Source organism: Algibacter sp. L3A6 (assembly GCF_009796825.1).
GTDB lineage: Bacteria > Bacteroidota > Bacteroidia > Flavobacteriales > Flavobacteriaceae > Algibacter.
On sequence record NZ_CP047030.1, the window covers coordinates 124164 to 150201 of the forward strand.

Annotated in this window: 15 protein-coding genes; all 15 read right to left on the reverse strand. The window is 35.5% G+C overall.

Annotated elements, in window-relative coordinates; all coding sequences use genetic code 11:
- Nucleotides 1-13: 13 nt before the first annotated feature.
- Complete coding sequence (fucP, locus tag GQR98_RS00520) at nucleotides 14-1354, reverse strand: L-fucose:H+ symporter permease (protein WP_159017786.1); 1341 nt, start codon at nucleotides 1352-1354, stop codon at nucleotides 14-16.
- Between the two features lie 49 nt (nucleotides 1355-1403).
- On the reverse strand, nucleotides 1404-2183 hold the full coding sequence (locus tag GQR98_RS00525; RefSeq protein ID WP_042502995.1) for an SDR family oxidoreductase: 780 nt from the start codon (nucleotides 2181-2183) through the stop codon (nucleotides 1404-1406).
- Nucleotides 2184-2217: 34 nt separating this feature from the next.
- Nucleotides 2218-3042 (reverse strand): amidohydrolase family protein, encoded by an 825-nt coding sequence (locus tag GQR98_RS00530; RefSeq protein ID WP_159017787.1) that lies wholly within the window; start codon nucleotides 3040-3042, stop codon nucleotides 2218-2220.
- On the reverse strand, nucleotides 3042-3899 hold the full coding sequence (locus GQR98_RS00535; protein WP_133966880.1) for a fumarylacetoacetate hydrolase family protein: 858 nt from the start codon (nucleotides 3897-3899) through the stop codon (nucleotides 3042-3044). The genes GQR98_RS00530 and GQR98_RS00535 overlap by 1 nt, the downstream gene beginning before the upstream one ends.
- A 38-nt stretch (nucleotides 3900-3937) precedes the next feature.
- Nucleotides 3938-4720, reverse strand: coding sequence for an SDR family NAD(P)-dependent oxidoreductase (locus GQR98_RS00540; protein WP_159017788.1), 783 nt, complete (start codon nucleotides 4718-4720; stop codon nucleotides 3938-3940).
- A 29-nt stretch (nucleotides 4721-4749) separates the two neighbouring features.
- On the reverse strand, nucleotides 4750-6411 hold the full coding sequence (locus tag GQR98_RS00545; RefSeq protein ID WP_159017789.1) for a UxaA family hydrolase: 1662 nt from the start codon (nucleotides 6409-6411) through the stop codon (nucleotides 4750-4752).
- 225 nt (nucleotides 6412-6636) lie between these two features.
- A complete protein-coding gene (locus GQR98_RS00550) occupies nucleotides 6637-9054 on the reverse strand; it encodes a glycoside hydrolase family 3 N-terminal domain-containing protein (protein WP_159017790.1) in 2418 nt (805 codons plus the stop codon).
- Between the two features lie 24 nt (nucleotides 9055-9078).
- Nucleotides 9079-9831 carry a DUF6250 domain-containing protein gene (locus tag GQR98_RS00555; RefSeq protein ID WP_159017791.1) on the reverse strand — a complete coding sequence of 251 codons (753 nt, stop codon included), beginning with the start codon at nucleotides 9829-9831 and terminating at the stop codon, nucleotides 9079-9081.
- Nucleotides 9832-9844: 13 nt separating this feature from the next.
- Nucleotides 9845-11479 (reverse strand): GH39 family glycosyl hydrolase, encoded by a 1635-nt coding sequence (locus tag GQR98_RS00560; protein ID WP_159017792.1) that lies wholly within the window; start codon nucleotides 11477-11479, stop codon nucleotides 9845-9847.
- Nucleotides 11480-11520: 41 nt separating this feature from the next.
- Complete coding sequence (locus GQR98_RS00565; RefSeq protein ID WP_199270246.1) at nucleotides 11521-12909, reverse strand: glycoside hydrolase family 30 protein; 1389 nt, start codon at nucleotides 12907-12909, stop codon at nucleotides 11521-11523.
- 82 nt (nucleotides 12910-12991) lie between these two features.
- A complete protein-coding gene (locus GQR98_RS00570) occupies nucleotides 12992-14587 on the reverse strand; it encodes a sialate O-acetylesterase (RefSeq protein ID WP_159017794.1) in 1596 nt (531 codons plus the stop codon).
- A 314-nt stretch (nucleotides 14588-14901) separates the two neighbouring features.
- Nucleotides 14902-15729, reverse strand: coding sequence for a DUF1080 domain-containing protein (locus GQR98_RS00575; RefSeq protein WP_159017795.1), 828 nt, complete (start codon nucleotides 15727-15729; stop codon nucleotides 14902-14904).
- 208 nt (nucleotides 15730-15937) lie between these two features.
- Nucleotides 15938-18409 carry a leucine-rich repeat domain-containing protein gene (locus GQR98_RS00580; protein ID WP_159017796.1) on the reverse strand — a complete coding sequence of 824 codons (2472 nt, stop codon included), beginning with the start codon at nucleotides 18407-18409 and terminating at the stop codon, nucleotides 15938-15940.
- A gap of 212 nt (nucleotides 18410-18621) precedes the next feature.
- Nucleotides 18622-21276 carry a T9SS type A sorting domain-containing protein gene (locus GQR98_RS00585; RefSeq protein WP_159017797.1) on the reverse strand — a complete coding sequence of 885 codons (2655 nt, stop codon included), beginning with the start codon at nucleotides 21274-21276 and terminating at the stop codon, nucleotides 18622-18624.
- Between the two features lie 202 nt (nucleotides 21277-21478).
- Nucleotides 21479-25837, reverse strand: coding sequence for a DNRLRE domain-containing protein (locus tag GQR98_RS00590; protein WP_159017798.1), 4359 nt, complete (start codon nucleotides 25835-25837; stop codon nucleotides 21479-21481).
- Nucleotides 25838-26038 lie beyond the last annotated feature (201 nt).

Below are 26038 nucleotides of genomic sequence, written 5' to 3' on the forward strand. Positions count from 1 at the left end.
TTTTCAACTCAATTTAAGCGACAGTTCCTTCGTGGTTCTTAAAAACATGCATACCATACCAAGCAATATAAACAAAGCATACTAAAGGTAGTACGAACGAAAAATTAACCTCGGCAACCCCCATTATTGTAGTATCGGCAACACCGCTTCCGCCAGCATCAATAATCATACCTTGTAACATTGGTAATAAGGCGCCACCAACAATGGCCATTACTAATCCTGCAGAACCTACTTTAGATTGCTCCTCGGTTAAATCGTTTAATGCAATACCATAAATAGTTGGGAACATTAAAGACATACAAAATGATATACCTACTACACAATACAAACCAAAAATGCCTTCTACAAACATGCCACCTGCAACACATGCCATGGCTAAGAGTGCAAATGTCATTAATAATTTGCCCGGACTCATAACCCGTAACATGGCTGTACCTACAATTCTACCTACTGTAAATAATACAAAGGCAATAAATTGATAAGCAAATACATCTATTTTCTCGTAACCAGGAACATCGGCATTCGATAAATCGATAGCTTCTGCATATTGGTAAATGTACGTCCACGTCATAATTTGTGCACCAACATATAATATTTGTGCTACAACACCTAAAACGTATTTACTGTTAGATCCTAATTTTTTAAAGGTATGTCCTAAACTTGGCATAACACCTTCTTCTTTAGATTGCGGCATTTTGCTGACTAAAAACAACACAAATACCACCGAAATCACTAAACCTAAAACAACATAAGGATCGCGGATTACTGCTAAATCGGCTACTTTTATCATGGCTCTTTTAGCATCGTCTAATGCGCTAAAATCTGCAATATCATCAGATTGAAGTTTATCGTAAACAAAATACTTTGCTACTAATAAACCTGCTATTAATCCTACCGGGTTTACCGATTGTGCTAAATTTAAACGTTGGGTTGCAGTTTCTCTAGCTCCCATTGCTAAAATGTATGGATTGGCAGCTGTTTCTAAAAAAGCTAAACCAAACGTTAATACATATAATCCTAAACAGAAAAACCAAAATTGCTCTGTAATAGCCGCTGGATAAAACAATAATGCACCACCAGCATATAAACCTAAACCTATTAAAACCCCAACTTTATACGAGTATTTACGCATAAACATAGCTGCCGGTAAGGCCATACAAAAGTAACCCCCGTAAAATGCCATTTGTACCCAAGAGGCTTGTGTGTTGGTTAATTCTAATACTTTTTTAAAGGCATTTACCATAGGATCGGTAACGGCATTTGCAAATCCCCAAAGGGCAAATAATGACGTTACAAGTATAAATGGAATAAGTACTTTTTTTGATACTACAGGTATTTTTGGTGTGGTATTCATATAAATTAGTTAGGATAGCTTGTTAATTTTTAATTGAAAAAATGACGTATTATATAGAACGATCGAGGTGTGTGTACCCGCCGTCTACATAAAGTAATTGCCCCGTGGTATGGCTAGATTTACTAGATAATAGAAAAGCGACTGTATCGCCAATTTCTTCAGCCGTTGTCATACGATTTTCAAAAGGAATATTTTTTGTAATGGCTTCTAGCTTTTCTTCCTTATCTGGGAATGTGCTAATCCATTTTTCGTATAATGGTGTGTAACATTCGGCAACAATTAATGCGTTTACACGAATGCTATATGGCAATAACTCTACAGCCCATTCTCTGGTTAAAGCATTTCGCCCACCGTTTGATGCGGCATAACCCGAAGTACCACCTTGTCCTGTATCGGCTGTTTTAGAACCAATATTTACAATAGCGCCTTTGCTCTTTTTAAGCTCTGGTAATGCGTAGTGCGCCATTAAGTAATAATGTACAACATTACGTTTTAAAGACTCCATGAAACCTTCGTAATTACCGCTTTCTAAGCCAACACCATCGTTAACGCCTGCGTTATTTACTAAGCCATCAATTTGACCATATTTTTCTACTACAGCTGCCACTGCTTTTTCGCATTGTACAGGATCGGTAAGTTCTGCTAGTGCATAAAATATATCGATACCTTGTTTAGAAAACACGTCGATAACCTCGTCTACACTGGCTTTATTTCTAGTTATAATTACAGGTTTAGCACCTTCACGAATTAAGGATTCTACAATCCCTAAGCCGATACCTTTGGAGCCTCCGGTAACTATAATAACTTTATCTTTTAAATTTAAATCCATAATTTGAATTTTAGTTTTAGTTGTAGTTCTACGTTTATAAATTGTAAATCTTTATGGCATTTTCGCCCATAATTTGGCGTTGTTCTTCTTCCGAGAAATCGATAAAATAGTTTTCAATAATTTGTAAAACACTTTTATATTCCGCAGCTAAAAAACATACAGGCCAATCGGATCCAAATAGTAATCTATCGGTTCCAAAAGCATCAACCATTGTATCTAAAAATGGTGTAAAATCTTCTGGTTGAAAATTAAAATCTTCCGTTTCGGTAACCATACCCGAAATTTTGCAAGCCACATTTTTGAATGTGCCTAATTTCTTGATATGCTTTACCCAATCGGGATCTAATCCTTTTGAAATTTGTGGTTTCGCGATATGGTCGATCACAAATTGCTGGTTCGGAAATTTTTCGACCAATTTGACCACATTTGCCAAATGTTTTGGAAAAATTAAAACATCGTAAGCTAAGTTGAATTGACTTAGTTTACTAATACCTTGCTGAAAATCTTCGCGTAAAACAAAGTCTTCGTTTTCTACTTGTAATAAATAACGAACGCCTTTAAACCTCTCGTTTTTAGAAAAATGCTTTAAGCGCGCTTCCACATTATCTGCGCATAAATCGACCCAGCCAACAACACCTTTTATAAAAGGATTTTTATCGGCTAAATCTAATAAAAATTGGGTTTCAGCTTCCGACGGATTGGCCTCTACCACAATGCACCCATCAATAGCATTGGCATCTAAAATAGGTTTTAAATCCTTAGGAAGAAAATCTTTTCTTATCACTTCCATAGAAGCATCAATCCAGCTATCTCTAACTGGATTGTAACTCCAAAAATGCTGATGCGCATCTATTTTCATTATTTTTTGTATGCTTTTACCGATTGCTTAGAGACACCTAAACCTTCAATACCTAATTCCATAACATCGCCAGGTTTTAAGTATGTTGGAGGTGTTAAACCTAAACCAACACCAAATGGCGTACCTGTAGAAATAATATCTCCAGGAAGTAAGGTCATGAATTGACTAATATGACTTACCACGTGTTGTACGTTAAAAATAAAATCAGATGTTGAGCTATTTTGCATCATTTCTCCGTTAATTTTTAACCAAAGGTTTAAGTTATTCGGATCTTTAATTTCGTCTGTTGTAGCAATAAAAGGTCCTACTGGTGCGAATGTATCACAACCTTTACCTTTACACCATTGTCCCGATTTTTCTATTTGAAAAGCACGCTCACTTACATCGTTATGCAATACATAACCTGCGATATGATCGAAAGCATCTGCCTCTTCTACATAAGATGCTTTTTTACCAATAACGATAGCTAATTCTACTTCCCAATCAGATTTCTCACTGTTTTTAGGAATAATAACATCATCATTTGGGCCTACTAAAGCTGTAGTCGATTTAAAAAATAATACCGGTTCTTTTGGGATATCCATACCAGCTTCTGCCGCGTGTTGTGCATAGTTTAAGCCTACACAAACAATTTTTGATGGTCTTGTTAATGGCACACCTAAACGTACATCGTCTGCTACGGTTGGGCAACTATCTTGGTTATCTTTTAACCAAGCTTTTAGTTTTCCAATACCATCGTTTCCAAAAAATTCTTCATTATAATCTGTTCCAAATGCCGATACATCGATTATTGTTCCGTCTTCTAATTGAACACCTGGTTGCTCGCTTCCTACTGCTCCAAATCTTATTAATTTCATCTTATCTGTATTTTATATTTGTAAAAGTATCGTTTTTTTTAATTTCCATTTAATGTTACAAAACCACCATCGATGGCATAGTTTGAGCCGGTGATAAAACCAGCTTCATCTGAGCATAAAAACAGCACTAAATCGGCCATTTCCTGAGGTTTCCCCATACGCCCAATAGGTTGAGTTGCCGATAATTTTTCGAACATTTCCTCTTCTTTTCCTGGGTAATTATTTTTAATAAACCCATCTACAAAAGGTGTATGTACACGTCCTGGTGCAATACAATTACAACGAATACCATCTTTTATAAAATCTTTTGCAATAGAATACGTCATCGTTAACACCGCTCCTTTTGTCATAGAATATGCAAAACGATCGTTAATACCAACCGTAGATGCAATAGATGCTAGGTTTAAAATTACGCCGTTCCCTGTTTTCTTTAAAGCAGGCAAACATGCTTTAATGCAGTTGTAAACCCCTTTTATATTTACGTTGTAAAGACGATCTAAATCGGCTTCCTCACATCCTTCAATATTACCAACATGGGCAATACCTGCGTTGTTAATTAAAATATCGATAGCTCCGTTTTCGGTAATTGTTTTTACAATACTATCCACATTAGCTTGGTTTGCAACATCACATTTATGAGCCGCTGCTTTTTCACCTAAAGCTTCAATTTCTTTCACTGTTTGCTCGGCAGCTTCAAGATTAAAATCTAGAATATGCACTTCTGCACCTTGCTCAGCAAACGTTAAAGATATGGCTTTGCCAATTCCGCTACCGCCACCTGTTACAAGGGCTACTTTATTTTTTAAACTGAATTTTGTCATTTTTCTATGCTTAATTTATGTTATAATTATTAAAGAGACATACCACGTTTCCACGGAATAAAATCGTCTTGTCTTAATTGTCTTGCTTTTGTTTGTTTACCACTAGCCACCTCAATAACAAAGTCTAAAAGTTCTTCGCCAGCTTGTTCGATAGTTTTAGAACCTTCGATTATTGATCCCGTATTGAAATCGATAATATCTCCCATTTTATTAAAAAGAGATGAATTGGTTGATACTTTTACAACCGGTGTTATTGGGTTTCCTGTTGGCGTACCTAAACCTGTAGTAAACAGAATAACGTTACAACCAGAACCAGCTAAACCTGTTGTAGATTCTACATCGTTCCCTGGTGTGCATAATAAATTTAAACCAGAAGTTACAACCTGCTCCGTATAATCTAAAACATCTTGTACTGGCGATGTTCCTCCTTTTTTGGCAGCTCCTGCAGATTTTATGGCATCGGTAATTAAACCATCTTTTATATTTCCAGGTGAAGGATTCATTGAAAATGCCGCTCCTAAAGCTTCTGCTTTTGAGTTGTAAGTAGACATAATATGTGAGAATTTTTTAGCCTTTTCTGTACTTGTACAACGGTTAATTAACTCCTGCTCTACGCCATTAAGTTCTGGAAATTCTGATAAAACCGTTGCTCCGCCTAATCCTACGATTAAATCGGAAACATAACCTAAAGTTGGGTTTGCAGAGATTCCTGAAAATCCATCCGATCCACCACATTCTAAACCAATTACTAATTTAGATAAGTTTGCTGGTTTACGTTCTATTTTATTAGCTTCCATTAAACCAACAAAGGTTTTCTTAACAGCTTCGGCCAATAATTCTTTTTCAGATACACTTTGTTGTTGCTCTAAAATATAAACAGGCTTGTTATTAGCATCGGCCATTTTACCTAAAGCATCTTGTAAGATACTTGCTTGTGCGTGTTGACAACCTAAACTTAAAACCGTTGCCCCTGCAACATTCGCGTTGTTAATATAACCTGCTAAAAGGTTACAAAGCGTTATAGCATCTGATGTTGCACCGCCACACCCACCATCGTGAGTTAAAAACTTAACACCATCTACATTCGGGAATAACAAGTTTTTGCTTGTGTCTTCACCGTCTTTCAATATATTTTTTTCTAGCATCGCTTCCGCAGAAACGCCAGATTTGTAATCATTAATTAAGGCATCTACATCTAATCCTAGATGTTGCTTTTTACCATATCCTAATTTTTCAACTAGAGCTTGTTTTAAAACTTCAACATTTCTGTTTTGGCAGAATACCAAAGGAATAATTAACCAATTATTCTCTGTCCCAACTTTCCCATCGGCTCTGTGATAACCGTTAAATGTTTTATTTACAAATTTTGAAACATCTGGTGCTTGCCAAACTTCTTTTTCTTCGGAAGCATTAACGCCGTACTTTTCCGTATCATGAATAAGGTTAGTGGTACTAATGATATCGCCTTTTAAAATCTCCTTTTTAGCTTTTCCAACTAACACACCGTACATATAAACGGGATCGCCTTCTGCTAGAGTTTCAGTAACAAATTTATGCTTTGCTGAAATATCATTTTGAAGTTCATACACGTGATTTTCAAAGGTGATTTTATCTCCCTTTTTTAAATCTGCTAGTGCGACAATTACATTGTCTTTTTCATGTATTTTAAGTACGTTTTGTTTTGTTTCCATAAATACTGGTAAAATAAAGTGCAGCTCTACTGCTGTAAAGAATTATGAATACAATAGTACTATAAGCAACCTTTGAAATCTTCCAAATATTTGACCAATACTAATACTATTATTGCATTTGAAACAGAATAAAGTTTTAAAATGCAATTTTAAGACCTAATTAGCTCTTTTTTAGAGATTCATAATATGTTCCAAACTTGCACTACTTGTATTCTAAAAATAACGTTAATCGTTTACAGATTCTACTGTAAAAGTTTCTTTCAATTTTATATCTACTGAAGAGGCTCCGATTAAAACCTCAAAATCTCCAGGTTCTACCGTCCAATTCATGTCTATATCAAGCAATTCCAAATCACTTGGTGTTAAAGTAAATTGGATGGTTTTAGTTTCATTTGGTTTTAAATGCACACGATCAAAACCACGCAACATAGACTCGTAAGTGGTTACACTACTCACTTTATCTTTTAAATACATTTGCACCACCTCATCACCTTCGCGTTTTCCTGTATTTTTTATTTTGAATGACACTTCAATATTCGCCTGAGCTTTTAAAGATGTTCTAGAAATAACTAAATCGCTATATTCAAAAGACGTATAACTTAAGCCATAACCAAAAGGATATAATGGCCCTAACACACGGGTATTTCCGTAACCATTGGGTCCTGCTCCAGGTTGCCCTGCTTGAGAACCTGGTTTGTACGGAAAGTTTAAAGGAATTTGCCCTACCGATTTAGGGAAAGTTACCGATAGTTTCCCTCCCGGATTATAATCTCCAAATAAGGTTTCGGCAATAACTTCGCCGGCCGCTGTGCTCGGGAACCATGCTTCTAAAATGGCAGGTAAAAATTTATTTTCCCAATTAATAGTTAGTGGTTGCCCGTTAATTAAGACTAAAACCACAGGTTTACCTGTTGCATAAAGCGCTTGCACCAATTGAAACTGACGCCCAGGTAGCCCTAAACTTGTTCTCGATTTGGTTTCGCCAACACGTTTTTCATCTTCGCCAACTACGGCAATAATAATATCAGATTTTTTAGCTTGTTCTACAGCAGCATCAATATCTGCTTGTTCTTTTGCAGATAATGGTGTTGGAATAATTTCACTTCCTGGCCAATCGGGATCTACAATATCACAACCTTTTACAAAGCTAACATTGGCTTTATTTCCTGCATAATCTTTCACTCCTTTAAACACCGAAGTAGACGGATTAAAAGCCGGACCATATCTACTAAAAGTAAAACTAACCTCATCGGCTAATGGACCTGTCACTAAAATATTATCGATTTTATCGACATCTAAAGGCAATAGATTATTTTCATTCTTCAAAAGCACTAAAGACTCTCTATTTATTTGTTTTGAAAACGCCTCGTCTGCAACTGTATGTACTGTTTTATCGGCCTCATCAGGATTTTCAACATAAGGACTATCAAAAAGTCCTAATCTAAATTTCACTCTTAAAACATCAGCAACTCTAGAATCAATAGTTTGCATTGAAATTTTTCCTTCTGCAATTATTTCTCTTAAAGGTTCTACAAAAGATTCGGGAGTTCTAAACGTGGTTCTAACATTTAAACCAGCTTCTATAACTTGACGTACCGCTTCTTTATAATCGGCCGCAACATGATGCTTTTCCGAAACATATTCTACCGCTTCACTATCTGAAACCACATAACCGTTAAAGCCAAATTGTTCACGAAGTAATTCGGTTAAAAAATAAGGACTAGCAGTAACAGGAACACCATCGTAATCATTATAACTACTCATAACACCCATAGGAGCAGCTTCTTTTATAACTTTCTTGAAAGGATATAAATGCAGTTGAAACATTTCGCGAGGCGCCACATGTGGGTCTGTTCTCGCATCACCATCTCTTGCGCCTTTTGGCACACTGTAAACCGCAAAATGTTTTAAGGTAGATGCTACACCTTCCGATTGAATACCTAAAACCATTTGTTTTCCCATTTCTGAAATATGAAACGGTTCTTCACCATAACATTCCAAAACGCGTCCCCAGCGTTGATCGCGAGCTACATCTAAAATAGGTGCGTAAACATTAGTATAGCCTAAAGCTTTTGCCTCACGGCCCACAATAGTTCCGGCTTTGTAAACCAAATCTTTATTCCACGTACTACCAATACCAATAGGTGCTGGCAGTGGCGTCGCTTTCTCATGACATAAACCGTGTACACCTTCATTAGTAAAATCTACAGGAATTCCCATTCTGGTTTCTTCAATAAACCACTTTTGAACGGTATTTATGGCTTCTGCATGTGTACTGTATGGAAACGCATATTTTGTATGCGTTTTTTCCTGATTCCAAATGGTATTTAAATGCTCATCAATATTTGCAATACCGTCTTTCCAAACTCTATTTTTCCATTTATCGTTTGGCATTTCATCTTCTAGAACACGAGAATAGCCATATAATGTTACTAACTGACAGGTTTTCTCATTAATATTCATCAACGAAATTAAGTTGTTAACCCTAGCTTCTAATGGTGCTTTAGAATCTTCAAAAACATCTTTAGCACCATTTTTATTAAAATCAATCCAACCTTTATGATAAATATCTTTATTATCAGGTTTCATGCCCGTAAATAGAAATGAAACAGCAAGTGCTAGCGTTATTTTGTAATACTTCATTCGTAAATTATATTAGGTCTTCTATTATTCTGAAATTAATTGGTATACTCTAAAATTATCTGCTGTCATGTGGTTTTTCACAGTTCTAAATCCGAAATACCCCGAAGTATATGGATTTGCATCTACAAAATCGGACACCAATTGATTGTCTCTATAATACTGCACAATACCATGGTTTGCTATTATTTTAATATGATATGTTTTGTTAGGTTCCAACATAAATTTAGAATCACTTAAATTGTGTTCTGGTAGTAAAGGACGTTCGCCATTACCGACATAACGTCTAAATCTTGTAGTTTTGTTGTGGTTACCACCAAGTCCCATATAATACAACTTCAAGCTATCGTAATTTGAAAATTTACCACCACGCTTATCAGAATTCGCAAATAAGTTGGTTGGATTTTCAGGATCGTTTGCCATCCAAAAACAGTTAAGATCCGAAACGCGATCGTTTGCACCACCATCTTGAATTACAAAAACATCATACTCGATAACTATTGGGCCTTCAAACTTCTGTTTCAACCAAACGGTACAACCAGAAACATCGTTAATTTCTAGTTTACTGTTTTTAACTTCTACAGTACCTTCTGGCATTTGCTCCACTTGCCAGTTATCTAATCCTTTATCAAACTTTTCTTTAAAAAGTAATTTCGTTTTAAACGTTTCTCCTTTTATTTCTATGCTTTTATTAATATTGAAACATGATACTACCGCAAAAAGCGTGAGCACTACCACACCTACAGAAAGTCGTTTTTTGTTATATTTAAAGTTATTCATCTATATTATTTTTTTAATTAACCTGTTTGATTAACACTAAACTCCAAGGCGTAATCTCGTGGTTAATTGTTAAGTTTCCGTTTTTATCAGCTTTTACAAATTCCGTTTTCATGGTGTTTGCGTATGCCTTCATGACTTTAATTTCCTCACGTGTTGGTGGTTCTGGTTTGCCCATAGATTCCCAAAAATTATGAATATTTCCATGATCTTTATCCAAAATCTCAATTTCAAACATGGTATTTGCGTCTAAACCTGTTAATGTAAAATCTAATTTTTTAGAAGTTCCAGACTCACGTTTATCCGTTCCAAATGGCACAGCATCTTCATACTCTACGGGATAATTGTAAGCTAAAGCCACTACGTTTCCTGTTGAAGCATCTTTACTTACAAACAGATAGTCATCTTTATACAATTTCTCGTTTCCTAATTCATGAAGCATTCTATACGCATGATATGATGGCTTTACTAAACCTTGAAAATTTATCATTCCGAAACCACCATGAAAAATACTTGATGCACCACCTTTTTCTTCAAAAATATCAGTAAACGTCCAAAATGCTAAAGAGTTTGTTAAGCCAATACAATCTAAATTAGATTTTACAATATAAGCGGCCGCAGGTAAACGATCGTGCATTTCATCGCGACTACTCGGGCTGGTATTCCACTCTGTTAAATGAATTTCAACATCTGGATAATGACTTTTTTCTATGGTTTCGTTCAGCCATTCTAAATCTAATTTAAGCGACTTCGCAAAACGTGTTAAGCCTTTTCCTTTACCTGTTTCTGGGTTAAAAGCATAATCGGTTGGGTAAGGATGTGTGGTTACAAAATCTACAGGTAATTTCTCTTTATGGCAATACGCTAAGAAATCTTCAATCCATACGCCGTGCCACTGCAAGCTATTAATATCTTTTGCATTAAATACAGCGTCAGATGCTTTATCATCTGTAGTTTCACCATCAAAACGGGTATCTGGCACAAAATTACTCGTTGATGGCCCACCAACTTTTAAACGTTCGTCCACAGATTTCACAGCTAAAGCAGATTGCTTATACAATTCAAAATACTGCGATTTCGTGCCATCCCAAAACAATGGGTATAAGTTTGGCTCATTCCATACTTCAAAATACCAAGTAAGTACCTCTTTCGTTCCGTAACGATCTACACAATGTTGTGTAAAGGCTTTAACTAAATCGTGCCATTTCTCGAAAGAATCTTCGGCTGGGGTAATATTAGCTTTCCACCAAAATACTGTTTTAGAATTTTCGGCTGCCATACTCGTTGGCAAAAAGGCTAATTCTACAAATGGCTTTACGTTTAAATCCAACATACGATCAAATAAATCGTCGATATATTGCCAGTTATAAACCGTTTTACCTTTTTCTATAATTACAGGAAACATATCGTCGTGAAACAATCCGTGAAAACGCACATATTCAAATCCGCAATTTTCTTGAACTTGCCCTAGCTGTTCTAACCATCCGGCTCTTAAACCTTCGTTAGCACGACCTGCTCCTACCATTTTACTCCAATAATGATCGAATTGTTCGCCAGTATCGTTTACGTTAACCGAAATTTTTTGTTGTGCATTTAGAGACAAAACGCCTCCCAAAATAAATGCAACAATGGCTTGTTTTAGTTTTTTCATTTTTTATATATTATCTTATATTTTCGATTATTTATTAGTAATTATTTCGTGATTATTATGGTATTAATAGACTTGGCCTCGACGGAAACCGCAATGGTATTGGCGCCCAATTCTAAACTTATATTTTGCTTTTTGTCTTCGGGATTATTCAGTAAAACCAAAGTTCTTCCATCTTTTAATTGAAATGCTAAATGATTTTTTCCTTCGGAAGATTTTAAATAATAATCACCAGGCTGAACAAAATGAGATAAATGTTTAAACAAATAAAACTCATCAGTATAAGTAACTTTTTTAGTTTGCTTATCGATAACCACCATAGAATTTTGGGGCCATCCCCAAGCACTTTTTCCTGTTTCGTCTAAAACCATATTCCAATACATATGAGAACCGGCTTTATTATTAAAAAAGTGAACTAAAGTTTCCCAAGAGCGATCAAACGACGTCCAATCATTCTCGCCTTCACCACACTTATTCTCGGTTTGCATGTATTTTAAATCTGGATATTCTTTATTTATAGCAGGAATAGCATTAGATCCTCCCCATTGAAAACCAACTCCCTTAATATATTTTGCTGCTTTTTTGTTATCCAAAATAGTGCGTACATAATCTGGTTTACTCCAGTTAATGGTGCCTAACCAAATTTCGGTATCCAAACCATCTTCTTCTAATTTCGGACCTAAATAATCGCCTATAAATATTGAGAAATCTTCGGCTCTCCACGTGCAACTTGGCCAGTTTGGCGCGTAGGCAATTTCGTTCTGAGGTTGAATTGAAAACAAATCGATCCCTTCTTTTTTATAAGCTTGAATAAATTTTGAAAAATACAGCGCATAAGCTTTTAGGTACTGATCTTGCATTTTAAACGCTGTTGCATTACTCAATATTTGAGCTCCCGGATCCATTCTATTTCCGTTGGCACGATTATTCCAATCGCCGGCACGTAGAGAATAATGTTCGTTAACCTTCATCCAAGCTGGAGGCGTCCATGGTGAAGCCCAAATTTGTAAATCTGGACGAGCCTTTAAAGCCGCTTTTAAATATGGAATTAAAATATAACGATCTCTATCAATATTAAAATCGCGCATTACAAAATCTTCTGGAACATCATTATGTGAATAATAACTTAATGCATAATCTGAAGCTCCAATTGGAATACGGCACATAGAAAAATTACAACCGTCTTTAGAAAATAAAGCATTAATAACGTCCTTCCCGCTATCAGCATCTAGCGCATTAATAGCTTCCCAACCTAATTCGTTAAACGCGCCGCCAATACCATCAACTTCTTGCGATAAACTATCTGCATAAATTTTAATTTTTATACTCGCATTATCGTTTGTTTTTTGCAAGAACTTTTTGGCCTTTACCCAGCGCTTAGAAGCTGTGGTATAGGTAAGTTCTACGTTCTGCGCAAAATGAGTCTGGCTCATTAAAACAAACACTAAAATGATTAAATAAGGACTTGATAATTTGATAGACTGAAGGGGTTTCATAATTAATGATATTTAAATATTACTCCGTTAAAAACACAGAAGCCGGAAGCCCGTGATTATTATACAAGTTTGCACCTTCCGGATTTGAGGACCAAGCATAACGAACAGCCACAGGCATCAAGCCTTCTTCACTCCAAACTTCAACTTTATTTTTTGAAATTATTTTTGCTTGAGCAGGATACCATTTGCCATCTTTTCCTTTTATTTCAAACCATTTTAAAGGTTGGTTTTCAACTTCGGAAACAGCGTTTAACAAGTGTTTATTACCTACAATTAAACCTTCTCCAACCTCTGAGAATGTAATTTGTATTTTGTTTCTTTTTATTTTATGTGAATGATATAACGGTCCACTAACAGCAGAAACCTCTACATTGTAATCGTTTTTTAAAGCCCATAAAGCCAAGCGCTTACCGGCATCCATTTTATTGTGTGGGTGCACATCTTTAGCTTCGCCAATATCGTAAAGAACAGCCATACCAGTATGCGGTAATTTTAAACTTTGCCTTAATTGATTATTAACTGATGCCCAACCTAAATCGGAACGTTTATCTGGCACTTCATAATTTGCCAATTGCATCCAATAAAAAGGTAAATCTTCTTGGTTCCAATCTGCTCTCCAACTTTTTATTAGCGCAGTAAAATAATCTCTATATTCTTCTTCTAAAAAATGTGAATTGCTTTCACCTTGATACCACAAAACCCCTTTTATTTTAAACGGCATAATAGCAGATAACATACCATTATAAAGTGTTGCCGGCAATTGTTTATCTAGTGATGGATGTGTGGAAGGATAAGGTTTAGGTGTTTTCTTTCCGCCAGCTTCCCAAGCTTTAAACTTAGCTGTAAAAGTGGTATCTACATAATTTTCTGCAGATACTTTTTCTGTAATTTCATTAGATTTTTTTCGACTCGCTTCAAAATAAGCTTTCATATTTGGGTCGGCCATATAAGTCGCTTCCGAAAGCCATGGCTGAATACGTGTACCTCCCAAAGCACATTCTAACAAACCAATAGGCACATTAACCTGCTCGCGAACTGCTTTAGCAAAAAAGTAACCTGTTGCAGATATTTTCCCGATTTGTTCTGGTTTTGCCTTTCTCCATTGATCGTCAAAATTTAATTTTTTTTCGGAAAGTGAGGATGTTGGAGGTACTTCTATATAGCGAATCCAATCGTCGTTTACTGTTGCAACTTCATTCCGAATATACTCAACTAAAGGTTGATCTTTTGGGTCTCTAGAGTTTTTAATAAATTTCGACATAGAGAAATCCATATTCGATTGCCCGGCACATAACCAAATATCTCCCGACAATACATCTGTAATTTCAATTGTATTTTTTCCAGAAACGGTAATTTTATGTGGACCACCAGCTTTGGGTGTTTTGATATCCAAACGCCAAGTTCCATCTGCATTTGTTATCGCTGTAGCATGTTCTCCCCAACTTGTCGAAACCTCAACTTTTTCATTTGGATCTGCCCATCCCCAAATAGGAATTTCGGCATCACGCTGAATGACCATATGATTAGAAAACAAACTATTTAATTCTACATCTGCAAACCCAAATTTTGGCATACAAATAATTAGAATTGCGATAATTTTAATACTGATTTTCATCTTAAATATTATTCAAAAATAAACAGCAAAGCCTATTGCTCTACATACTGCAATTTGGAAAAAAAAACAGAAATAGACTATAACTCCATACCCCTAGACTATAAACAATGATTCATATTGCGTATTTACACCTTAAAAGCTAAGGTTTTCGGTGTAATTCATAAAAGCATCACACTAAAATCACAACTCAAATGCTATTGCTTTTTTTAAGGCAAAAACTCTAAAAACTCATTGTTTTAAGATTAATAATAGACTGATAAAAATGGTTTAATTTCAATTAAAACAACATGAATTGCACTCTTTATAACACCTGATTATTTCAAGAATTTTCCCATAGGAATAACCTCTGAAAATTCTTTAATTTCTATATTTCGATAGAATATTTCTGCTGTTTCAGATTGAAACCCAATGATACCTTCGCTAGGGTTTAAATTGAATGCCATATTAACGATTTCTCCATTTAATTTATGAATAGTATACGCATTGCCCATGACTATAATTTCGCAATGATTCCATTCACCGTTTAAGGCGTTATAATTTTCGGTAGGAGAAGCAAAGTGTAACCAACTTTTTGTTTCATCTAAAACACCACCTGCTTTTGGGTTTAAGTAAGAGTCGCCGTTTGGAACAGAATACCAATCGTATTTCACACCTTTCGGACGAATTAAATCGCCTGTATGGTTTTTATTAGTTACTTGGTTGTAACGCACTTGATACTCAATACCGGTTGGCCAAATTTTATCGTCTGTAACGTGATAATACACGCCCGCATCATATTGCCACCTCTCAAAATTATTAGCTATTTTTTCGCCCCATTTATAATCGAACTTCAAAATATATTTACTGTATTTCTTTTTGGTATAAAATAAGCCGTGCGTCCCATTTTCGCCTGTACCTAAATCTAAACTATCTGGCGCATCTTTAAAAACGTGTACCATTTCATTTTCAATAGCAAAAACCTCTTTAGCCATTTCCGCATCATCATTTCTTAATTTAAGATACCAACCATCCCAATTTTCACCATTAAATATTTTAACGAAACCCGCGTTATTTGTGGCTTCATTTTGAGCCGTTCCTTTGGTTGAATATAAACTAAATGCAATGATAAAAAAGTTGCATAATGTAATTTTAGAAAGTTTCATATTGTATATTATTATTAAATAATTATCAGTAAAAACATGATACAAAAAGTTACTGTATTTGTTTTTAGCTAAAATATTTATACGCTTTTTTATTTATTATAAAGCATCGTTTTTTTGATATAAATTATAGTTCATTTATTATTAAAGCATAAAAAAACAGCATTAAGAATCATCTTAATGCTGCTGTATTCAATCTATATAAAACCTATTATTGTTTTACAATACGCTTAATAAACTCATTATTTCCTACCTTAACTTTAAGTAAATAAATTCCCGAAGAAAGTTTGGAAACATTGATTTCTGAGGATGTTCCACTAATATTTTTCGTTAACAAAACTCTTCCGTTTAAATCGTAAACATTAATGCTTGCTTGGTTAAGTTGTTTACTTTTTATTGCTATTAATCCGTTAGTTGGGTTTGGATATATATTAAAATCTAACGTTTGTTCTATATTGTTTGCGCTTAACGTTACGGATACCATAATAGTACCGAACTCCTTCCAAACATCAGCCACTTCATAAGCTGCTTTAGCTTCTTCACTTGGTACATACAAACTTGCATTAGCAAGGTTTACACCGGAAAACTCAGAAGCTGTTATTGCAGCTGGAACTGGATTTAAAACTTTTACAGTGCTTAAATTATTAAGGTTTAAAAATGCGCTAGCACCAATAGAAGTTACATTTTCTGGAAGAATTATAGATGTTATACTTGTCGCATCTCTAAAAGTTTGCGACGGAATTTCGGTTAACAAAGTTGAAGCCGATAAATCTACCGTTTCTAAATTTGTCATTCCTCTAAAAACACTCGTTCCCATAGTTGATAATGTATTTGGTGTGGTTACCGAAGTAACACTTGAGTTACCATTAAAGGCGCCATCTCCCACGGACTCCACACCACTCATAATATGGTTTATTTCTAGAATTGAACTGTTTACGAAGAAGCCTCTAGCATCTATAACTTTAATTCCGTTTGTGGTTGTAAATGATAGCGTTGTTAAACTTCCACCTCTAAACGCTTGATAGCCTATTGATGTTACTGTACTTGGTAATTTAATAGTTTCTGTGCTACTGCCGTTGAATGCATTATCTCCAATTCTGGTAACCGTAAAAGGCGTATCTGTTTCTGGGCTTGTTGCTGTACTTGGCACAACCACATTAACTAACGAGCTAGATATAACCTCGGCTTCGTAAGGGTCTAAATTCGTTACTTTATATTCTATATCTTCAACTATAAATGTATCACCAATAGTATTTTGCTCTGGTTCTACAACAACAATATTATCACAATCGGATACCGTATTAATAGTATTTCCTGTACCATTATCTGTAACTGTTCCAGTGGTATTAATAATGCAAGAGCTTACTGTAGATAAAATTTCAACAGGCATATCTGTACAAGTATTTAAAACAGTTCCAGAAGTTGATGTACTTCCTAATGGTGAAAATGGATTAGCTCCCGATGGTCTGGTAGCTCCTAATAAAATAGGATGCACTTGCGGGCGAGTAACATCATTCCACTTTTTAAGTGTTACGTTATGGTTATTACCACCAATAGTTGCAATAGCATGCAGCGTAGTTGTTGCCACATTTTCAATTAAAGAAAGTTCTACGGTTGAAGCACCACCGTTAAGGTATAATAATGGTCCATTAACAGCATCACCTCTACTATTTTCAATAGTTACTTCTTCCACTTGATAACCTGCTTCGCAACCTGTAGCTTCACAATTTCGCATTAATACATCGCCTCCATATCTAGTAAAAGCAAAACCTGAACGTGTGTTTTTGGCAACGCAATTAATAAGTGTAATAGCGCCTGTGGTATGCCCATCAACGCCACCTGCACCGTATGAACGATAACCAACTTCGCTTAACGACTTAGTATAACCTGGGGTGATGACTTTATTTCCTTCATAATTAGTATAAACTGCTGCAAAATCTCTATCAAAAGCAGGTCCTGATGTTTCAGCTAACATATCATCGGTTGTTCTCGTTGTTGATTCCGCATGGCAATCTTCAAAAACCACATTTCTTCCGCCTTGAATAAAAAATAAATGCCCAAATGCCTGCGAGTAGATAGAGCAGCCTTTAATAGTAATATTTAATCCTTCGACTAGTAAACCACTATGCTTACGTAATGTAACCAGGTTACCGTCTCCTTTACCTAAAAGATCTCCATAACCATAAGGGTAAGAACCGTTTATATTTAATGTAACATCTTCCATTATATTGTTTTCTCCTGCAATGGTCACAGATTGCATGCCAGGGCTTGAAGGTGCCGAATTCCCAATATCGGTTACTGTTAAACCTTTAATGTTTACAAAATTCCCTGTAACATATAACTCAATAATACGCGTGCCATAATCATTTAAAAGCTCTGAGTTTATTTCAATAGTAACACCTGTTAAATCGAAGTTATTGTTACTTCCGCTAAATTCAATCATAGCATGCCTGTTGTTCGCATCAGGAACCGTATTCTCAATAACCTCAGGCGTTAAGTAATCTTCCATTTGGTAAACACCAGGCTCCATAACTATATTTTGGTTGGAATTGCCAGCCGCAGTAGCTAATTCGGCAACACTAGTGATATTGGTTTGACCTATTACTCCAAAAGTAGTAAAGAGTGATAATGAAAAAAGGAGTAATGTTTTATTCATTTTAAATAATTGTAATGTTGTTTTCATACGTTTAGTTTATGGTTATTTAGTTAGTAGTAATGTTACTATTAACCACTCACTTTTTGTATAAATTATTACTTCATCACTTTAAATCATTACCTATTAAAGGTTTGTAATCTTGGTTAATCAGATAAAATTCTAAATAAAAAAGTTCTACCAAATAAATTTGATAGAACTTCTCACTTTAAATAATGATTGAATTGGTTGGTTAATTTGAATTACAACTTCACTATTTTTCTTGTTATATTTTTCGATGTATCGGAAATCATAAGCATATAAATCCCACTGTTTAATTGAGACACATCTAGTTTTATGTTATTCGAATTTGGTTTAGTTTCCAAAACTTTCTGACCACTTAATGCAAAAACCTTAATACTAGTTTCATTCAAATTTAAGTTAGCTAAACCTAATGAAATATTAAGTTCGTTTGATACTGGATTAGGATAGATTACTACTTGCTCCAACTCATGCTCTATATTTGATAGTACAATGACATTATCAACACCATAAATTTCTACTTCTGCAAGCGTTATTCCTGTATCAGATGTTTTAGATATCCTAACAACACTACCAACGACTCCACCTGTATCTATACTTAAAGTCGGGTTGGGATAACCTGAATAAAACTTACTAAAAACGACATCTCCATTGGTGTTTTTCACTTCAACAGTAATATCAAGCAACCTACTTTCATAACCAGATCTGTTATAAATATCAATGGTTTCTATTTTATAATTATTACTTAAATCTACTTCCCACCATTTAACAGATCCATTAGTTCCGTGTGCTGAATGCGATACAGAACCACTTCCAAAATTACCATTAGTATTGCCATCTATAGCTAATTCTGCACAGCCACCATAAGGACAAGGATCTGAATCGATAGAATGTGATGCCGTTCCATACGTATGTGCCAGATTTATTGGCCCAAGATCCTCAGCGACTAAACTTACTGTTATATTATTTAACTCAAAAGCATTATCTGATCCGCTAAACAAAACTTTCATGGCCTGTACACCTTTTGACAATCTAACACTGCTTCCTACTTTAAAGGTTTTCCAATCAGTTAAACCTATTGAATTTGGCGCCCCAAAAGGAACAATAACTTCTGAAGTGATATCTTCTCCTCCAAAATTGAATTTTATTTTCCCGTTGGCGTTAACCGAAGCGTAATTTATGTCGATATCATAAGTACCATCTGAAGGCACACTTACCGTATAAGTTAGCCATTCTTCATCTTGAATACCTGTTACATTATATCCACCTTCTGAACATTCTTTTAAATCGACGCCTTCATCAATTCTATATTCACCTCCATCATTAGTTACAGAAATATCATTATAAGCTCTATCCTGTCCGTTTAAAACAAAATAATCATAATTCTCAGCCTCTATAGTCATGGGTAATACATTCATATTATAATCTGGAAATCCATTAGAATTAAATCCACTTATTGGGTCTCCAGGACTCACTCTACGAAACTTTAATCCGCCATATCCAGGGTGATCACTCACAACACCTTCTCCTTCGACACCAATCTCAGCGGTTAATATTTCCATTCCTCGATTCAACCATTTGTAATCATTACTAGGTAAGCCCATTCTATCTTTGTAATGCCCCAAATTCATCTCATAAACTGGCATCAAGTAATGTTTCCCGCGTTCTAGAGCCTCTGGAGAATCATCACAATTAACATAAGGATTGATTTTTAATGACCGCCATCTTCCTGAACGATCTGTTCTTTCAATATACTCTCCTGATGCTACCGTAGGTTCCCATGGACTTGTTTGATCTGGATAGCTATTATTTAAACTCAAATTGTATCGATAATAAAATTCCAATCCTAAAAGAGGTCGATTGCTTAGGTGCCCATAAAGATCATCACCTTGATTCCATGCCATTTCAGACATTACGGTTATTGTGGCAACACCTGCCAACCCATGTGCTTGATCTCTAGAAGATTCTTGACATTGACCGTTTGAATATATATAATTATCAATCACTTCATTAAAGCCATAATCAACTACTGTTGACTCAAAACCATTTTGTGAAAATTCATCAAAATACTCACAAGACACGAGCTGATTTGAATTAATTGAAGGTCCAGAAGGATATGGTAAATCATCTGGCCTATGAGCCTCACCTTTTAAATAATTAAGAGCACGATCATACATGATTTCATTATCTAAAAAGATGGCCATAGCCAACATAGTGCGATAAGCAAACAACCCTTGATTACCATGTCTTGCTGGATCTCCATTATAAATTTTCCAGTAAAAACTAATATCTTTACTATTAATAGCAGCAGTAGGCACCGTAGTATTCGAATACCCTGGATAGACTAACATATCTTTAAAGGCCTGAATATCGGACTCAGTCCAACCGTTGTAAGTATGTTCAATAATCTCGGCTGCCTCAATAATGCGCCATACACGACCTGAGTCTAATGGAATTGATTTTTCATTTCGTACAATGCCTTTCCATGTATTAAAAACTTCAATAGCCTTATCTGCATGTCTAGAATCGCCTGTTATATACCACATAATAGCATTGTTATACGCCGTTACTCCATCATTGATAAACCAATTCTGACTAGCATCTGTATATCCTGTTGTTATCGCTGGATCTACATCGACAGCCATGTTGTATTGTGATCTTGGATGGGAACTAAAATTCACAAAGGTGGTAGCCCAGGGTTCAATACCAGCCTCTACCATGTATTTCATCCTGTCTAAATCTGAAAGTTTATGCGATATGCCTGGATGCACAAATTGTGCCTGCACAGAAAAGGTTACTGCGAAAAGCAAAAACACCAGTAGTATTGTTGACTGGCTAAAAGCATTGTTTTTAATTAAAGTATTTTTCACATTCATGTTGGTCTAGTTTAGTTGTTAATAATTTTAATTTATGGTTATTTAGTCTATAGTAATATTACTACTAACCATTAACAAAGTCTATAAATTATCACTTCATCCCTTTAACTTATGGTCATTTCCAATTGTAAATACCACTATTTTTTTTTGTTTAAAGAACTTCTCACTTTAAATAATGATTGAATTGGTTGGTTAATTTGAATTACAACTTCACTATTTTTCTTGTTATATTTTTCGATGTATCGGAAATCATAAGCATATAAATCCCGCTATTTAATTGAGACACATCTAGTTTTATGTTATTCGAATTTGGTTTAGTTTCCAAAACTTTCTGACCACTTAATGCAAAAACCTTAATACTAGTTTCATTCAAATTTAAGCTAGCTGAGCCTAATGAAACATGAAGTTCGTTTGATACTGGGTTTGGATACATACTGATATTTAGACCTTCCGAAGAAGTACCTAACGATGCTGCGGCATATTCGATAATCAATTCAGGAACCGTATCGCCTTGCTCTTTGGAATAAAAATCGATACCAACACCACTATTCGCAGGATCTTTTATAGCAAAAGTGATGATATTATCGCCATTCGCTTCTTGAGCTACATAAGATGATACATCCCATTCGCACCATGTACTTGCAGCTGTTGTAATTTCAGATCTGGCATTAGAATATTCGGGTTTATTATTCCATGTTATTTCTGTTTCCGTCCAACTATCATCAGCCACATCATACACCGTTCTTAAATCTCTATATCTCGTTCTTTGAAACAGTCTAAGCTTTGCTGAAATCACATCGCCAGGCAATGAATTTAAATTGAATTTTAAAATGGCATAACGCGCATCTACTTTTGTAACCATCGATGTCGCTTCTCCAAAATTATCATTCGCTTTTCCTTCATGCACATACGTATCGGCATCTGCACCTAAACTCAAAGTACCAGCAACCATAGGAACAACAGTTAGTTCTTGTGAAACGCTAGGCGCTTCATTAAAAGCGGAATCGCCATCTTGCGTTGCTGTTATAGTGGTTTCTCCCAATCCAACAATATGAACCATACCATCTACAATTGTTGCAACTGACGTGTTTGAGCTTGAATAGCTCACATCTAAACCTGATGTTGCTTTAGCTTCTGGATCAAAATCGTCTCCACCTAATAATTTATTAGACATGGTGAAAAACTGAATGGATTGATCTTCTTTTACAATTCCTGTTTCAGCTAAAGTGAAATTATCTAATTTGAAAGCATTAGAAACTCCTGAAAAAGAAATTTTTAAACTTTGAACACCTTTTTCTAATTGAATATCTTCTGCAATAACATAATCTTTCCAATCGGAATCTCCTTCAGAATAAGGCGCACCAAACGGCACCGCTTCTTCTCCTGTTTTTTCTTCACCTGCAAAACTAAATTTAACAGCACCTCCTGCTTGAGAAGCAGCATATTTAATACTAATGCTGTAAATAGCTGTCTCTGGCACCGAAACCGTATAGGTTAACCATTCTCCAGCTTCTATGTCTGTTAAATTATATCCTCCAGTTGCTATGGTTTCAACATCTACGTTGTCCATCATTCGATATGCACCACCTGAATTCCCTACGCTTAAATCGTTATAAATTCGACCTTCACCATTTTTTAAGGGATCGTAATCAAAGTTTTCCGCTTCAATAACTTCAGTAATAGTATGTACTGCATAATCGGGCAAACCATTAACATCAAAACCTATTATTGGATCGCCAAAACATTCCACAGGTCTGCGAAACGTAAGTGCCCCCCAACCAATGGCATCGTTACTCCATCCTGCTTTTTCGTAACCTCCTAATTCAATCGATTTATCTCTTGCACGTTGGGTCCATTTAGCTTCTTCTTCAGTTTTAAAACCTCTACCAATGTAATGGGCAGTAGACATTTCCCAATTTGGACGAATGGATGTAAAACCACCAATACCATCAGGACTCATAGATTTAGAATACCATCTGCCTGTTCTATCAAATCCTGTTATAAAGTTATCAGGTTCCCAAGCAGTGGTTTGATCTGGGTAAGACGCTAAAGCCGATACATTATATTTCAATGAAAATTCTAGACCTTTTAAAAACCTATCATCCTCATGACTATATAAATCATCACCTTGATTCCACGCCATTTCTGCCATAGAACCTAATAAACCTAAACCAAACATAACGTGGGCTTGATCTCTAGAAGATTCTTGACATTGTCCATTTTCATAAATATAATTAGTCATCACCTCGTTATATCCATAATTCGCTTCGGTATAACCACGATCAATATCGTAAGTATCTGAGTGTTCTCCAACTGCGGTAGGCACTTCACTACTTGTATTTGGTCCGGCAGGATATGCTAAATCTCCTGTATGCTCATCTAAAGTACCTTTAATATAGTGGTATGCACGATTGTACATAGTTTCGTTATCTAAAAAGATTCCCATAGCCATTACGGTACGCCAGCCTGATAATCCTTGATTTCCATGTCTAACAGGGTCACCTAAATAAGATTTCCAGTAAAAGGTTGCATTATTTCTAATATCCGCTGGCTCTGTAGTAGTAGAATATCCTGGGTACACCAACATATCTTTAAAAGCTTGTACATCTGCAGCTTCCCAACCTGGGTAAGTACTTTTAATAATTTCCGCCGCTTCTACCATAATGTATGCCACTCCTCCACTTAAAGCCTCAGTTCCTCCACTAGTTACTGATGTTAAATTAGACCAGGCTTTAAAAATTTCTACAGCTTTATCGGCATGTCTTGTGTCTCCTGTAATATACCAACGAATGGCATTGTAATAAGCCGCTCGAATATCACTATTCCAAGCGCCATAGTTTACACCAGAATCTCGACCTAATTCTGTAAAAGTTTCATCACCTTGTACTACATAATCATAGCTAGATTTAGAATCTAAAACCATATCTTGATACGAGCCGTACCAAGGATCAACTTCTGCTTCAACCATATATTTCATACGGTCTAAGTCTGATTTTTTATGCGAAATTCCTGGATGAATAAATTGGGCACGAGCCACATTAGGCACCGTTGGTAACGCATAAGTTGCTGGTTCGTTTTGGAAGTTTTTAGAATCGACATCGGTTACTTTTAACCAGTACCAATATTGTGTTCCGTTTTCTACTGAAGTATCTGTATAACTCGTGCCTGTAACGCCATTTTTAATCAATTGGCGTCCACTAGCATTATCATCAGTATCTCTAAAAACACCTACATTTTGAATATCTATATTTTCAATATCCCAATCTAAAGTTACAAAACCATCTCCTGATGTTGCAGAAAGTTCAACACTTGGTTCTCCTGATGATGGATTAGCACTCGCCGCATTAGAATTTAAAGTGTTTTCTGAAATATCGCTCGCTTTAATCCAGTACCAGTAATCTGTACCTCCAACAACCGAATTATCGGTATAGGTTGTTCCAGACACATTACTCGCAATTAAAGTACGTCCGCTAGCATCAGCATCTGTATCTCTAAAAACATCTTGTCTAACGGTTGTTACATTATCTAAAGTCCAATTTAATTCCACAGTATTAATACCCGATGTAGCACCAAGTAAAATACGAGTTTGATTGGTTTGATAAACGCAGTTAACACTTGCATCAGAAATATTACCAGATTCGTTTACACCACCTGGCAAGCTATAATCTGCATTATCATCATCCGTATCATTTCCGTAGGCATTATTATCAGTTACAATTCCGGTAACACCGTTAACACCACTTATACCTTCTAATGTATTATTTGAAACACAGTTTCTTCTAATATCAATATTTGTTGTTGGCACACCTTCGGAATTAGCTAAAATACCCACATTACCATTATTTTGCACAATACAATCGTGTACTAAGTAACCAACGGTATTAGCCGCACGAACACCTCTAAAATAGTTGCCCGACATCTCGCAGTTGTAAATTTTAATATCTTCACTATAAGAAATATTAATACCATTTGCTGAGGTAGAATTTAAAAACTGACTATCTCTAACTTCCGCACCATATACACGACGTAAGTACATGTTATGTGCAAAACCTTCTTGTCCTGCCGTTCCGTTTTCATCAAACAAACAATCTTTTACTAACAAGTTTTTTGTTCCTTTAATATGAACGCCCCAACCCGTTTTTGTGCAATGCACATTTAAAATCTGGACATTGTCATGTTCCACATCATCGTTAGCGGTAATTTCTATTCCTCCACCATTTGCGGCATTGGTACCTTCTATAGCTAAATTTTGAATAATGAGGTTTACTAAGTTTTCTGAATCTGCAATAATCATTTTCATGTTTACCGTAGTTTTAAGTAAACTAGCCCACTGGCCTTCACCTTGTAAAGTGACATTACTTTTCATTCTAACAGGTACAGTAATATTATGTGTTCCCGCAGCGAGCGTTACAACACCACCTCCACTTGCGGCGACATTATCGATTGCGGTTTGAATATCGCCTCCTGGAGATACCGTTTCATCGGTTGCCCAAATAGATAGTGATAAAAAAAAGAAACAAACGAAACATATCGATTGTTTAAAAAAATAATAGTTCTTCATTCTTTAATTAGTTTAGAAAGAAGGCTTTACTCTAGTAACATTTGGGGTGTTAAGAATAAATATGCCACCTAGGTAGCGTACTTAAAATGGTTATGTAATGATATTATTTTGAAAGCAGAACTCTTATAAATTATAGTTCTTTGCCTATAAACTAAAGTTCTTTTTTGAAGATTAATTCGCACAATAACAGGTATTAACAAA

Coding starts and splice junctions, on each gene's coding strand:
- GQR98_RS00590 (WP_159017798.1), bottom strand. CDS start 25,837: ATGAAGAACTATTATTTTTTTAAACAATCGATATGTTTCGTTTGTTTC.
- GQR98_RS00560 (WP_159017792.1), bottom strand. CDS start 11,479: ATGAAAAAACTAAAACAAGCCATTGTTGCATTTATTTTGGGAGGCGTT.
- GQR98_RS00555 (WP_159017791.1), bottom strand. CDS start 9,831: ATGAATAACTTTAAATATAACAAAAAACGACTTTCTGTAGGTGTGGTA.
- GQR98_RS00570 (WP_159017794.1), bottom strand. CDS start 14,587: ATGAAAATCAGTATTAAAATTATCGCAATTCTAATTATTTGTATGCCA.
- GQR98_RS00585 (WP_159017797.1), bottom strand. CDS start 21,276: ATGAATGTGAAAAATACTTTAATTAAAAACAATGCTTTTAGCCAGTCA.
- GQR98_RS00530 (WP_159017787.1), bottom strand. CDS start 3,042: ATGAAAATAGATGCGCATCAGCATTTTTGGAGTTACAATCCAGTTAGA.
- GQR98_RS00550 (WP_159017790.1), bottom strand. CDS start 9,054: ATGAAGTATTACAAAATAACGCTAGCACTTGCTGTTTCATTTCTATTT.
- GQR98_RS00580 (WP_159017796.1), bottom strand. CDS start 18,409: ATGAAAACAACATTACAATTATTTAAAATGAATAAAACATTACTCCTT.
- fucP (WP_159017786.1), bottom strand. CDS start 1,354: ATGAATACCACACCAAAAATACCTGTAGTATCAAAAAAAGTACTTATT.
- GQR98_RS00535 (WP_133966880.1), bottom strand. CDS start 3,899: ATGAAATTAATAAGATTTGGAGCAGTAGGAAGCGAGCAACCAGGTGTT.
- GQR98_RS00540 (WP_159017788.1), bottom strand. CDS start 4,720: ATGACAAAATTCAGTTTAAAAAATAAAGTAGCCCTTGTAACAGGTGGC.
- GQR98_RS00545 (WP_159017789.1), bottom strand. CDS start 6,411: ATGGAAACAAAACAAAACGTACTTAAAATACATGAAAAAGACAATGTA.
- GQR98_RS00565 (WP_199270246.1), bottom strand. CDS start 12,909: ATGAGCCAGACTCATTTTGCGCAGAACGTAGAACTTACCTATACCACA.
- GQR98_RS00575 (WP_159017795.1), bottom strand. CDS start 15,729: ATGAAACTTTCTAAAATTACATTATGCAACTTTTTTATCATTGCATTT.
- GQR98_RS00525 (WP_042502995.1), bottom strand. CDS start 2,183: ATGGATTTAAATTTAAAAGATAAAGTTATTATAGTTACCGGAGGCTCC.